Annotated in this window: 3 protein-coding genes; 1 reads left to right on the plus strand and 2 read right to left on the minus strand. The window is 72.8% G+C overall.

The window, feature by feature from the left end; all coding sequences use genetic code 11:
• Nucleotides 1-11: 11 nt before the first annotated feature.
• Nucleotides 12-1,313 (minus strand): cation:proton antiporter, encoded by a 1,302-nt coding sequence (locus CP975_RS22645; RefSeq protein WP_055533095.1) that lies wholly within the window; start codon nt 1,311-1,313, stop codon nt 12-14.
• Nucleotides 1,310-2,023 carry a DUF6191 domain-containing protein gene (locus tag CP975_RS22650; RefSeq protein ID WP_055533097.1) on the minus strand — a complete coding sequence of 238 codons (714 nt, stop codon included), beginning with the start codon at nt 2,021-2,023 and terminating at the stop codon, nt 1,310-1,312. Before CP975_RS22650 ends, CP975_RS22645 begins: the two co-directional genes overlap by 4 nt.
• Nucleotides 2,024-2,189: 166 nt before the next feature.
• Between CP975_RS22650 and CP975_RS22655 the strand changes: the two genes are divergently transcribed.
• Nucleotides 2,190-13,691 (plus strand): amino acid adenylation domain-containing protein, encoded by an 11,502-nt coding sequence (locus CP975_RS22655; protein ID WP_167532717.1) that lies wholly within the window; start codon nt 2,190-2,192, stop codon nt 13,689-13,691.
• Nucleotides 13,692-13,730 lie beyond the last annotated feature (39 nt).

The following is a 13,730-nucleotide window of genomic DNA, read 5'->3' on the forward strand; positions in this document are numbered from 1 at the left end:
TCTGCGTACGGTCATTTGTCGGTTGCCGGGACCGCTTCACGGGGTGAGGCCTCTTCCGCGCCGGAGGGCGTCGGCGCGGGCTGGTCGGTGGGTGCCCCGTTCTTTCCTGTCGTCGGCAGGATCCGGGTCAGCAGGGGGCCCGTGAGCGCGGTGGTCGCCACCGCCATGACCACCATCAGGGAGTAGAGCGTCCCGTCCAGCAGGCCCAGTTCCAATCCGATGCCGAGCACCACCAGTTCGGTGAGGCCGCGCGTGTTCAGCAGGGCGCCGAGCGCGGCCGCCGGCCGTCTGTCGAAGCCCCCGAGCCGCGCCCCGACGTAGGTCCCTAGGAGCTTTCCGGCCATGGCCACCGCCAGGATGGCGGCCAGGGTGCCGAGGTCCGTGAGGTCCAGTTCGGACAGGTCGACCTTGAGTCCGGCCAGTACGAAGTACACGGGCAGCAGGAGCAGTCTGGACAGCGGCTCCATCCGTTGCAGCGCGCCTTCGCGCAGCGCGCTGTGGCCGTCCCGCGGAATGATGGCGCCGAACAGGAACGCTCCGAATATGTAGTGCAGGCCCAGCCACTCGGTGCAGGCCGACGACAGGAGGAGCCCGGCCAGCACCAGAACCACGAGGTTCGTGCTCTCGCCGGAAGCGCCGGAAGCATTGCTCAGCCCGCTCACCTTGCGGAGCAGCGGACGTACGACCGTGATCATCAGGACCACGTACGGCACCAGGAGCACCAGACGCCAGTCGAGGTCCTCGCCCGTGGCCACGGCTGCCGCCACCGCCAGCAGGATCCAGACCAGCAGGTCGGTGATGGCCGCGCACGTCAGGGCGGTCGTGCCGAGCCGGGTACGGGTCAGTCCGCGGTCGGCGATGATCCTGGCGAGTACGGGGAACGCCGTCGCGGCCATGGCGACCGCGAAGAACAGGACGAATGCCAGGAGCGGGCCCTGACGGTGCGTGTCCGCGAGCAGCCACGCGAGCCCGGCGCCCAGGCCGAGCGGCAGCACTGTCGAGAAGGTGGTCGCCCACAGGGTGACCCGGCCCCCGCCGCGCAGGACGCCGAGGTCGATCTCCAGCCCGACGGCGAACATGAACAGGGCGAGGCCCACTCCGGCGAGCGCGCTCAGCAGGGGCCGTACGTCGGCGGGGAAGAGGGTGTCCGCGAAGTTGGCGCCGAGCAGGGTGGGGCCCAGCAGGACCCCGGCGAGTATCTCGCCGATGACCGCGGGCTGGCCCAACGCCCGCGCGGCCGCGCCCAGTAGGCGCGCGAGGCCGAGGATCAGGGCCAGGTCCAGGAGCAGGTAGAGCGTCTGCGACGGCGTCACCGGGAGGAACCTTCCTCCGCGTCCGGGCCGCCCTCGTCGGCGACCGGCACCCCCGAGCGCTCGCTGGCGTCCGGCGCCTCCGAGTGGCCATCCACGGCCGACACTCCCGAGTGGCCGTCAACGGCCGACACTCCCGAGTGGCGGTCCGCGTCCGGCGCCTCCGAGCGGCCATCCACGGCAGCCACTCCCGAGCGGTCACCCACGGCCCACGTCCCCGAGCCGTCGTCCACAGCCGACACCTCCGAACCGTCACCCGCGTCCGGCACCCCTGACCGACCACCCACAGCCGACACCCCCGGACCGCCCTCACTCACAGCCGACACCCTCGAACCGTCCTCGCCCAAAGCAGGCGCCCCCAAGCGGCCGTCCCCGGCCGCCCGTGCGTCGCGAGCCCCGTTCTCACCAGGCAGGACGACACTCGCGATGCCCTTGTTCAGGTCGATCCGCGTGCGCGGCGGCGCGCCGTCGCCCTCCTCGTCGCGGAGCATCTCCTGCTGTTGCTGCTGCTTGATCTCGACCAGCTTGTTGCCGTTGAAGATCAGGTTGAACTCGTCGAACGCGTGACCCGTCAAAGGGCGCCGCGCGCTGCTGCGCCGGAAGAGGATGCTGCGCCCCTTGAAGAAGCGGCGCAGGACCAACTCCGTCCCGCAGCAGATGAACAGCAACAACGCGAGCCCGGGTATGACGGCCTCGCTCCACACGACTGACATCGGATAGGCCTCCTGCTGACGAGGTCGACGCTATCCGGCAACCGGATCTCGTTCACCAGGATCCGGTGTCCCGTTTCGTCCAGTGCCGTCTCAGGCCTTGCACGGCATGTCCGCACAGCAGAGCCTCCAGTGGAGATTTAGCGCCTGCGCAGCCCGAGGAGAATTGATGATCCCGCTCTCGCACGCACAGCAGCGACTGTGGTTCCTCAACCGGTTGGAAGGGCCCAATGCCACCTACAACATGCCGGCCGTCCTTCGGCTGACGGGTGAGCTCGACCGGACCGCACTCGTCGCGGCGTTGCAGGACCTCATCGACCGGCACGAGCCGCTGCGCACGGTTTTCGTCAGCAGGGACGACGTACCCGGCCAGAAGATCCTCGCCCCGGGCGCGACCCGCCTGGAGGCGGCCGTCACCGAGGTCGCGCCGGAGCGGCTTGACGGCGAACTCGCCGAGTTGGCCGCCGAGGCCTTCGACCTGGAGGCGGAGATACCGATCCGGGCGCGGCTGTTCGCCCTGTCCGAGCGCGAGCACGTGCTGGCGCTGGTGATCCACCACATCGCGGCGGACGGCTGGTCGATGGCCCCGCTCGCCCGAGACCTCACCACCGCGTACGAGGCGCGTCGCGCCGGGCGGGCCCCCGACTGGCCCGAGCTGCCGATCCAGTACGCCGACTACACCCTGTGGCAGCAGGAGCTGCTCGGCGGCGAGGACGACCCGGAATCCCTGATCAGCGAGCAGGTCGAGTACTGGCGCAAGACGCTGGCCGGGCTGCCGGACGAACTGCGGCTGCCGGTGGACCGGCGGCGCTCCGCCGCGGCAGGCAACCAGGGCGGCAACGTTCCGTTCCGGGTGAGCGCGGAGCTGCACGGGAAGCTGTCCGAACTGGCCGCGCGGTCGGACGCCAGCCTGTACATGGTGGTGCAGGCGGGACTCGCCGCACTGCTGAGCCGGATGGGCGCCGGCACGGACATCCCCCTCGGCTCGCCGATCGCGGGACGCACCGACGAAGGCCTCGACGAACTGGTCGGCTTCTTCGTCAACACCGTGGTGATGCGCCTCGACACCGACGGCGACCCCACGTTCCGTCAGCTCATCGCCAGGTCCCGGGAGACGGCTCTCGGGGCGTACGCGAACCAGGAGCTGCCGTTCGAGCGGCTGGTCGACATCCTTCGCCCGGACCGGGCCCTCGGCAGGCACCCGCTGTTCCAGGTGATGCTGGCGTTCCAGAACAACACGCTGCCGCAGCTGCGGCTGCCGGGGCTGGTCGTCGAGGGCGAGCAGCTGTACACCGAGACCTCCAAGTTCGACCTCGCCTTCAGCATGGGCGAGCAGTTCGACGGCGAGGGGCGGCCGCTGGGCCTCGGCGGGACGATCGAGTACGCCACCGACCTGTTCGACCGCGAGAGCGTGGAGCGGCTCGGCGCGCGCCTCGTCCACGTATTCGAGGCGATGGCCGCCGATCCCGGACAGCGGGTCGGCGCCGTGGACGTGCTGCTGCCGGGCGAGCGCCAGCAGGTGCTGGAGGCGTGGAACAGGACCGAGCAGGACGTCCCCGAGGCCGGGTTCGCGGAGTTGTTCCGCGTCCGCGCGGCCGAGACCCCGGACGCCGTCGCGCTGGTGTCCGACGCGGCCACGCTGACCTACGGCGAACTCGACGCCGCCGCCAACCGGCTGGCCCGGCTGCTCGCCGAACGCGGCGCGGGCCCCGGGCAATTGGTGGCGCTGGCGCTGCCCCGCTCGGTGGAGCTGGTGACGGCGATGCTCGCCGTGGCCAAGGCCGGGGCCGCCTACCTTCCGGTCGACACCGGCTACCCCGCCGAGCGCATCGCGTACATGCTGGAGGACTCCCGCCCGGTCCTGACGGTCACCACCGGGGAACTGACCGGACGGCTGCCCTCCGGTGCGTCCGGCGGATCCGGCGGATCCGGCGGAACCGGCGGAGGGCAGCCGTCCGGTCCCGGCACCGGTCCCGGCACCCTCCTCGTACTCGACGACGAGCACACCCTCACCGAGCTGGACCGGCACAGCACCGACGGCCTGCCGCCGAACCGCACGCTCAGCAGCCCGCTCTACGTGATCTACACCTCGGGATCCACCGGGAAGCCCAAGGGCGTGGTGGTGACGGACAGCGGCGTGGCCAGCATGGTCCGCAGCCAGCGGGAGCGCCTCGGCGCGGGCCCGGACAGCCGGGTGCTCCAGTTCTCCTCGCCGAGCTTCGACGTCGCGTTCTGGGACTGCTGCATGGCGCTGCTGAACGGCGGCACGCTGTACCTGCGCTCGGCCGACCAGCTCATGCCGGGACAGGAGCTGGCCGAGTTCATCAGGGACCGGCGCCTCACGCACTTCACCATGCCGCCGTCCGTGCTCGCGGCGATGCCCTCGGGCGTGCTGCCGGCCGGCCTGACCGTGTCGGTCGCGGGCGAGGCGTGCCCCGGCGCGCTCGTGGAGCGGTGGGCGCCGGGCAACCGGATGTTCAACGCCTACGGCCCCACCGAGACGACCGTCATCGCGACCATGAGCGAGCGGCTGTCCGGCCCGGATGGACCCCCGATCGGCAGGCCGGTGGACAACACCCGGGTCTACGTCCTCGACGAGGCCCTGCGCCCGGTGCCCCCGGGCGTGGTGGGAGACCTGTACGTCGCGGGCGCGAGCCTCGCCGCCGGCTATCTGCGCCGCCCGGGCCTGACCGCGGAGCGGTTCGTGGCCTGCCCCTTCGGCGGCACCGGGGAGCGGATGTACCGCACCGGGGACCTCGCCCGGCTGGGTGCCGACGGACAGGTCGACTACGTCGGCCGCGCCGACGCGCAGGTGAAGATCCGCGGCTTCCGCATCGAGCCGGGGGAGGTCGAGTCCGTACTGGCCCGGCACCCCGGGGTGCGGCAGGCCGCCGTGCTGGCGCGGGAGGACCGTCCCGGCGACCGGCAGCTGGCCGCGTACCTCGTGCCGGCCGAGAACGACGCCGACCGGGACGAGTCGGCGGAGGAGCAGCAGCTCGGCAACTGGCAGGCCACGTACGACGCCACCTACGACGCCCACCACGAGGGCCAGGGCGGTCTCGGCGAGGACTTCTCCGGCTGGAACAGCAGCTACACCGGGCAGCCGATCCCGCTCGACGAGATGCGCAGGTGGCGTGACGCCACTGTGGCCCGGGTGCGGGAACTGAACCCCCGCCGCATCCTTGAGATCGGCGTGGGCAGCGGCCTGCTCCTCGCGCCGCTGGCGCCGGACTGCGAGTCCTACTGGGGCACCGACATCTCCGAGGTCGTCATCGAGCGGGTCCGCGCCCAGCTCGAAGGCCACCCCGACCTCGCGGGCCGGGTCGAGCTGCGCGCCCAGGCGGCGCACCTCTTCGACGGTCTGCCCACGGGGTTCTTCGACACCGTCATCGTCAACTCCGTCATCCAGTACTTCCCCAGCGCCGACTACCTCACCGACGTACTCACCCAGGCGCTCGGCCTGGTCGTCCCCGGCGGCAACGTGTTCGTCGGTGACGTCCGCAACCTCCGCCTGCACCGCGCCCTGCGCACCTCCGTCGAACTGCTCGCCACCGACGCCGCGGTCCGCGACGCCGCCGACGTGCGCAAGACCGTCGACCTGGCCGTGGCGCGGGAGACGGAACTGCTCGTCGACCCCGACTACTTCACCGGCCTGCCCGCCGCCGCGGACCTCGCGGTCAAGTACGGCACCGACCGCAACGAACTGACCGGACACCGCTACGACGTGGTGCTGCGCACCGCGCCCCAGCAGGAACCGGCCGCCGTCCAGGACCTCGCCTGGGGCCAGGACATCACCGGCACGGACGCGCTGCGCGCCGCGCTGGCGGCACGGCCGGAGGGCCTGCGCGTCACCGGCGTCCCCAACCACCGGATCGCCGGTGAGCTGGCCGCCGTACGGGCGCTCGAAGCCGGTGACCTGACGGCCGCTCAGGCCGCCCTGAGCGCCGACACGTCCGGGCTGCCCGCGCCCGCGGAGCTGACCGCCCTGGGCGAGGAGGCCGGCTACCGCACCACCGTCACCTGGAACGGCGCCGACCGCGACGGCAGCACCCTGGACGTGGCGTTCAGCGCACCCGGCACGGCGCCGGTGACGGGCTACCGCCCCGGCGCGCGTCCGGCCGCCGAAGGCCCCGCGCACACCAACGCCCCGGCCGCCGTACTCGCCTCGGACGCGCTGGTCGAGTCGGTGCGCGAGCACCTGCGGCGCGCGGTGCCCGACTACCTGGTGCCGACCGCGTTCGTCGTGCTCGACCGGATGCCGCTGACCACGAACGGCAAGGTGGACCGGCGGGCGCTGCCCGCACCCGCCGTCATCGGCAAGACCTCGGGCCGCGGCCCGCGCGACGACCGCGAGACCACGCTGTGCCGGATCTTCGCCGAGGTCCTCGGCCTGCCCCGGGTCGGCATCGACGACGGGTTCTTCGACCTGGGCGGCCACTCGCTGCTCGCGACCCGCCTGGTCTCCCGGGTGCGGGACGCCCTCGGCGTCGACCTGGCCATCCGCGACCTGTTCCTGACGCCGACCGTGGCCGGGCTCAGCGAGGTGCTGGACAAGGCCGAGGGAACGAGGCGGCAGCCGGTAGTTCGCCGGCGCCGCCCCGAGCGCACACCGCTGTCGCACGCTCAGCAGCGGCTGTGGTTCCTCAGCAGGCTGGAGGGCGGAAGCGCCACCTACAACATGCCGATCGCGATGCGGCTCACCGGCGAACTCGACCGCGAGGCACTGGCCGCCGCCATCCAGGACGTGTCCGACCGCCACGAGTCGCTGCGCACCCGCTACCCGGACATCGACGGCACCCCCTACCAGGACATCGTCGCCCCGGAGCAGGCCCGCATCGAGCTGGAGGTCGTCGGGACCACCGACGCGGAACTGCCCGCCCGCCTCGCGGACGCCTGCGGCCACGTCTTCGATCTGGCCGAGGAACTCCCGCTGCGCGCCACCCTGTTCGCGCTGTCGCCGCACGACCACGTACTGGCGCTGGTGCTGCACCACATCGCCGGGGACGGCTGGTCGATGGGCCCGCTGACCCGCGACCTCACGGACGCCTACGCCGCCCGCCGCGACGGCCGCAAGCCGCGCTGGGCGCCGCTGCCCGTGAATTACGCGGACTACGCCCTGTGGCAGCGGGAGCTGCTCGGCCGCGAGGACGACCCGGACAGCCTGGTCAGCGAGCAGATCGCGTTCTGGCGCAGGACGCTGGCCGATCTGCCCGAGGACCTGCGGCTGCCCGGCAGCAGGCCGCGCGGCACGAGCGGCGAGTACCACGGGGCCACCCACTCGTTCCGCATCGACCAGCGAACCCACCGCCGCATGGCCGAGCTGGCCACCGCCTCCGGCACCAGCCTCTACATGGTCGCCCAGGCAGGCCTCACCGCTCTGCTCACCCGGCTCGGCTGCGGCACCGACATCCCGCTCGGCACGCCGGTCGCCGGACGCACCGACACCGCGCTCGACGACCTCGTCGGCGACTTCCTCAACACGCTGGTGCTGCGCACCGACACGAGCGGCAATCCCACCTGGCGCGAGCTGCTCGACCGCATCGGCGAGACGAACCTCAACGCCTACGCGAACCAGGACGTGCCGATCGAGCGGCTGGTCGAACTCCTCAACCCCGACCGCTCGGCCGGCCGGATGCCGCTGTTCCAGGTACTGCTCTCGCTGCACGGAACCCCGCCGGAACCGGCGTTCCCCGGCCTCACCGCCCGCGCCGAGCCCGTCGAGCGGATCGTGCAGAACAAGTTCGACCTCGCCGTCCACCTCCGCGAGACCGCCGCCGAGGACGGCACCCCGGGCGGCCTCGAAGGCATGGTCGAGTACTCCACCGATCTCTTCGACGCGGCGGACGTCGAGCGGCTGACGGACCGGCTGGCACGGATCCTCACCGCGCTGGCCGACGACCCCGGGCAGCGGATCGGCGCGGCCGGCCTGCTGGAGGAGACCGAGTACGAGCAGGTCGTACGCGGCTGGAACGACACCGCGCACGAGGTGCCGCGCACCACCCTGCCGGACCTGTTCGCCGCCCAGGCGGCCCGTACCCCCGACCGCACGGCGGTGGTCTTCGAAGGCACCGAACTCACCTACGCCGAGCTGGATCAGCGCGCAGCCCGGCTCGCCCGGCTGCTCGCCGAGCAGGGCGCCGGACCTGAGACCTGCGTCGCGGTGGTGCTGCCGCGCTCCGAGACCCTCGTCGTCACGCTGCTCGCGGTCCTCAGGACCGGCGCCGCCTACCTGCCGGTCGACCCCGGCTACCCCGCCGAGCGCATCCAGTACCTGCTCGACGACGCACGCCCGGTACTCACCCTCACCGAGGGCCACCCCCTCCTCGACGCGCAGCACGCGGGCGAGGCCCTCGCGGCCGCCCCGGGCCGCTGCCTCCCGGAGCACCCCGCGTACGTCATCTACACGTCCGGGTCCACCGGAGCGCCCAAGGGCGTGGTGGTCTCGCACGCGAGCATCGTCAACCGGCTGATGTGGATGCAGGACCAGTACGGACTCGACGGGACCGACCGGGTGCTCCAGAAGACCCCCGCCGGATTCGACGTGTCGGTATGGGAGTTCTTCTGGCCGCTGCTCAACGGCGCCACGCTGGTGGTCGCCAAGCCCGGCGGGCACCAGGACCCCGTGTACCTGGCCCGGCTGATGAGCGAACAGCGCGTCACCACCGCCCACTTCGTGCCGTCGATGCTGGCCGTGTTCGCCGCCGAGCCCGCCGCGGCCGGGCTGCCGCACCTGCGCCGCCTGATCAGCAGCGGCGAGGCACTGCCGGCCGAGCTGGCCGAGCGGGCCCGCACGACGATCGGGACCGGCCTGCACAACCTGTACGGGCCGACCGAGGCGGCGGTCGACGTGAGCGCGTGGGAGTGCCGCGACGAGCCCGGCGCGGTCTCCGTGCCGATCGGCAGCCCGGTGTGGAACACCGCCCTGTACGTGCTCGACTCCACGCTGCGCCCGGTCCCGCCCGGCGTCGCGGGCGAGCTGTACATCGCCGGCGCCCAGCTGGCCCGCGGCTATCTGCACCGCCCCGGCCTGACCGCCGAGCGGTTCGTGGCCTGCCCCTTCGGCGGCCCCGGGGAGCGGATGTACCGCACCGGCGACGTGGCGGCCTGGCGGGCCGACGGCCAGCTGGAGTTCCTCGGTCGCGCCGACGACCAGGTCAAGGTGCGCGGCTTCCGCGTCGAGCCCGCCGAGATCGAGGCGGCCCTGGCCCGGCACGACCGCGTCGGGCACGCCGTCGTCGTACCGCGCGTGGACCCCTCCGGCGACACCCGGCTCTTCGCCTACGTCGTCCCGGCGGGCGCGGAGCGGCCCGAGCCGACGGCGCTGCGCGAGTTCCTCGGCGGCCTGCTGCCCGAGCATCTGATCCCGGCGGCCTTCGTCGTCCTGGACGAGCTGCCGCTGACCCCGAACGGAAAGCTGGACCGGCGGGCGCTCCCGGCACCCGACCACGAAGGCCGCAAGGCCGGACGCGGGCCGCGCGACAAGCGCGAGGAGACGCTCTGCCGGATCTTCGCGGACATCCTCGGCCTGCCCGAGGTGGGCATCGACGACGGATTCTTCGACCTCGGCGGCCACTCCCTGATGGCGACCCGGCTGATCTCCCTGGTCCGGGTCACGTTCGGTGTCGACCTGGCGATCCGCGACCTGTTCACGACGCAGACGGTGGCCGGGCTCGTGGAGATCCTCGACCGCTCGGGCGACAGCCGACGGCCGCCGATCGTGCGCGGACCGCGCCCGGAGCGGGTGCCGCTGTCCCACGCCCAGCAGCGGCTGTGGTTCCTCAACCGCCTGGAAGGCTCGAACGCCGCCTACAACCTGCCGATGGCGGCACGCCTGACGGGCCCCCTGGACCACGAGGCGCTGGCCGCGGCCGTCGCCGACGTCACCGTCCGGCACGAGACGCTCCGCACGGTCTTCCCCGAGACCGACGGCGTCCCCCACCAGCGGATCCTCGACCCGGAGCAGACACGGCCCGACTTCGAGGTGCGCGAGGTCGGCCGGGACGAGCTCGCCGCCGCGATCGCCCGGATCGCGGAGCGGGACTTCGACCTCCGCACCGACCTGCCGCTGCGGGTCAGGGTGCTCGCGCTCTCCCCGACCGAGCACATGCTCGTCCTGGTCCTGCACCACGTGGCGGGCGACGGCTGGTCGCTCGTCCCGCTCGCCCGCGACCTGAGCGCCGCGTACGCGGAACGCTGCGCGGGCCGGACGCCCGAGTGGACCGAACTGCCCGTGCAGTACGTGGACTACGCGCTGTGGCAGCGTGATCTGCTGGGCCGCACGGACGACCCGGACAGCCTCGTCAACGAGCAGGTCGCCTACTGGCGCCGGGCGCTGGCCGGGATCCCGGACGAGCTGCCGCTGCCGACGGACCGGCAGCGGCCGAAGACCCCGAGCTACGCCGGCGGCAGCGTCGACTTCGGCTACGGACCGGAGCTGCACGCCCGGATCAACAAGCTGGCCGTCGACTGCAACGCGACGGCGTTCATGGTCGTCCAGACGGCGCTCGCCGCCCTGCTGACCCGCCTCGGCGCCGGCACCGACATCCCCGTCGGCTCGCCCATCGCCGGGCGTACCGACGAAGCCCTCGACGACCTCGTCGGCTTCTTCGTCAACACACTGGTCCTGCGCACCGACACCAGCGGCGATCCGACGTTCCGCGAGGTCATCGACCGGGTGCGGGAGGCGAACGTCAACGCGTACGCCCACCAGGACCTCCCCTTCGAGTACCTGGTCGAGGCGCTCAACCCGGACCGGTCCCCGGCCCGGCACCCGCTGTTCCAGGTGATGTTCGCCTTCCAGAACACCCGGGACACCGAGCTGCGGCTGCCCGACCTCGCCGCGGAGGCCTTCGAGGTCGGCACCGACGCCACCATGTTCGACCTGTCGGTCCACCTGACGGCCCGCTACCACGAGGACGGCCGGGAGGGCGGCGCCCGCGGCGCGCTGATGTACAGCGGCGACCTGTTCGACAGGGAGACCGTGCAGATGATCGCCGATCGCCTGTTGCTGATGCTGGAGGCGATCACCGGCCACCCGGAGCAGCGGATCAGCCAGGTCGAACTGCTCGGCGCGGCCGAGCGGAAGCGCATCCTGGAGGAGTGGAACGGCGCCACCGCGCCGGTCCCCTCGGCCACCCTGCCCGAGCTGTTCGCCGCGTCCGCGTCCCGCGACGGCGCCGCCATCGCGGTACGGGCGGGTGGGACACGGCTGAGCTACGACGCGCTGCGGTCCCGTGCCAACCGGCTGGCGAGGCTCCTCGTGGCCCACGGCTGCGGTCCGGAACGGCGGGTCGCGCTGGCCCTGCCGAGGGACGAGCGGCTGCCGGTCGCGATGTGGGCGGTGCTCGACTCCGGCGCCGCGTACGTGCCGATCGACCCCGGCCACCCGGCCGAGCGGGTGCGCTACCTGGTCGAGGACGCCCGCCCGGTGCTCGCGGTGACCGACCGCGCAGGCGCCGCCGTGCTGCCCGAGGGCCTGCCCCGGATCGTCCTCGACGACCCGGAGACCGAGGCCGCGCTCAGCCGCCTCGACGACGGTGACCTCACCGACGCGGACCGGACGGCGCCGCTGCGCCCCGACGACGCGGCCTACGTCATCTACACCTCGGGTTCGACCGGGCGCCCCAAGGGCGTCGTGGTCGCGCACCGCGCCGTGGCGAACCTGTCGGCGTGGGCGGGCGAGGCCTTCTCCGCGGACGTGTTCGCCGCCACGCTGGCCACCACCTCGGCGACCTTCGACGTCTCGGTGTCGGACCTGATCCTGCCGCTGCTGCACGGCGGCGCCATCGAGGTGGTGCGCGACGTCCTCGCCCTCGCCGACGGGGACCGCCCCGAGGCGAGCCTGGTCTGCACGGCCCCGTCCGCGATGTCGGCCGCGCTCGCCACCGGCGGGCGCCTGCGGATCGGCACCGTCATCCTGGTGGGCGAGGCGGTCACGCCACGGCTCATGCACGACCTGCGGGCCGCCGCCCCCGGCGTGCGGATCGCGAACCTGTACGGCCCGACGGAGGCCACCGTCTACGCCACCGAGTGGTACGACGACGGCAACGCCGCCGGTGTGGCGCCGATCGGCCGGGCCCTCACCAACTACCGCACCTACGTGCTGGACCACGGCATGAACCCGGTGCCCCCCGGCGTCACCGGGGAGCTGTATCTCGCGGGAGCCGGTCTCGCCCGGGGCTACTTCGGGCGGCCCGGGATGACCGCCGAACGCTTCGTCGCCTGCCCGTTCGGCGGTGCCGGGGAGCGCATGTACCGCACCGGCGACCTGGTGCGCTGGGGCTCCGACGGCCAGTTGGAGTTCGTCGGCCGGGTCGACGACCAGGTCAAGATCCGTGGTCAGCGGGCGGAACCCGGCGAGACCGAGGCCGTGCTCGCCCGGCACGAGAGCGTCGCCCAGGTCGCGGTGATCGCCCGGAAGGACGAGCAGGGGGACACCGCCCTGGTCGCCTATGCCGTGGCCGCCGAGGGCCACGAGGCGGAGCCGGCCGCGCTGATCGAGTTCGCGCGCCGGGAGCTGCCGGGCCACCTTGTCCCGTCGGCGGTCGTGCCGCTGGAGCGGCTGCCGCTGACGGCCAGCGGAAAGCTGGACCGGCGGATGTTGCCGGCGCCGGGGGCCACGCGGTCCGCCGACGGACGCGGGCCGCGCGACGCCCGGGAGCAGGCGCTGTGCGACCTGTTCGCCGAGGTGACCGGGGCGCCGAAGGTCGGTATCGACGACAGCTTCTTCGAGCTGGGCGGGCACTCCCTGCTCGCCACCCGGCTCGTGGCGAAGGCGCGGGACCGGCTCGGCGTCGAACTCGCCGTGCGGACCCTGTTCGAAGCACCGACGGTCGCGGCCCTCGCCGACCGCCTCGACGCGACCGGCCAGGAGAACTCCGGTGCGGGCTCGCTCCAGGTCATGATGCCGCTGCGCGCCGAGGGCAGCCGCCCGCCGCTGTTCTGCGTGCACCCGGCGACCGGGCTCGGCTGGGTGTACTCGGGTCTGCTGCGGCACCTGGAGAAGGACCAGCCGGTCTACGCGGTCCAGGCCCGCGGCCTGGACGGGCAGGGCGGGTACGCCGCGTCGATCGACGAGATGGCCGCCGACTACGTGGCCCACATCCGCGAGGTGCAGCCGCACGGGCCGTACCAGCTCCTCGGCTGGTCCTCCGGCGGCGCGGCCGCCCACGTCATCGCCGGGCTGCTGCGGGAGCAGGGCGAGCACGTGCACCTGCTGGCCATGCTCGACACCACGGTCCCCGGGGCCGACTACACCGACCCGGACGCCGGGGTGATGTTCCAGGCACTGCGTTACGTCGGCCTCGACCTGCCCCAAGTGGAGGGGGAGGAGCTCGACTTCGCCCACGTGCACGCCTTCCTGCGCGAGATCGACCATCCGCTCGCCGGTCTGGGCGAGAGCAGCCTGGCCGCGCTGCCGGAGATCCTCCGCAGGGCCACCGAGATGCTCCAGGTGCCGTTCACCCGTTCCGTCGACACCGACCTGCTGTTCTTCACCGCGAAGCTCACCCACCCGGATGAACCGGACTTCGCATTGACCTGGCAGCCCCTGATCACAGGTCAGATCACGGAGGTCGAGGTCGACTGCGAACACAATCAGATGACGGAACCGAAGGCGCTGGAACAAATCGCCCCGGCCCTTCAGGCGAAACTCTGGACAACTGATTGGTGAGGCAGGTAGGAGGGCCCGACCCCCGGCAAACCGCCATCG

The sequence above is a fragment of the Streptomyces alboniger genome, from assembly GCF_008704395.1.
GTDB lineage: Bacteria > Actinomycetota > Actinomycetes > Streptomycetales > Streptomycetaceae > Streptomyces > Streptomyces alboniger.

Excerpts from the sequence above, each read along its gene's own strand:
- CP975_RS22650 (WP_055533097.1), bottom strand. The coding sequence starts at position 2,023 with ATGTCAGTCGTGTGGAGCGAGGCCGTCATACCCGGGCTCGCGTTGTTG.
- CP975_RS22655 (WP_167532717.1), top strand. The coding sequence starts at position 2,190 with ATGATCCCGCTCTCGCACGCACAGCAGCGACTGTGGTTCCTCAACCGG.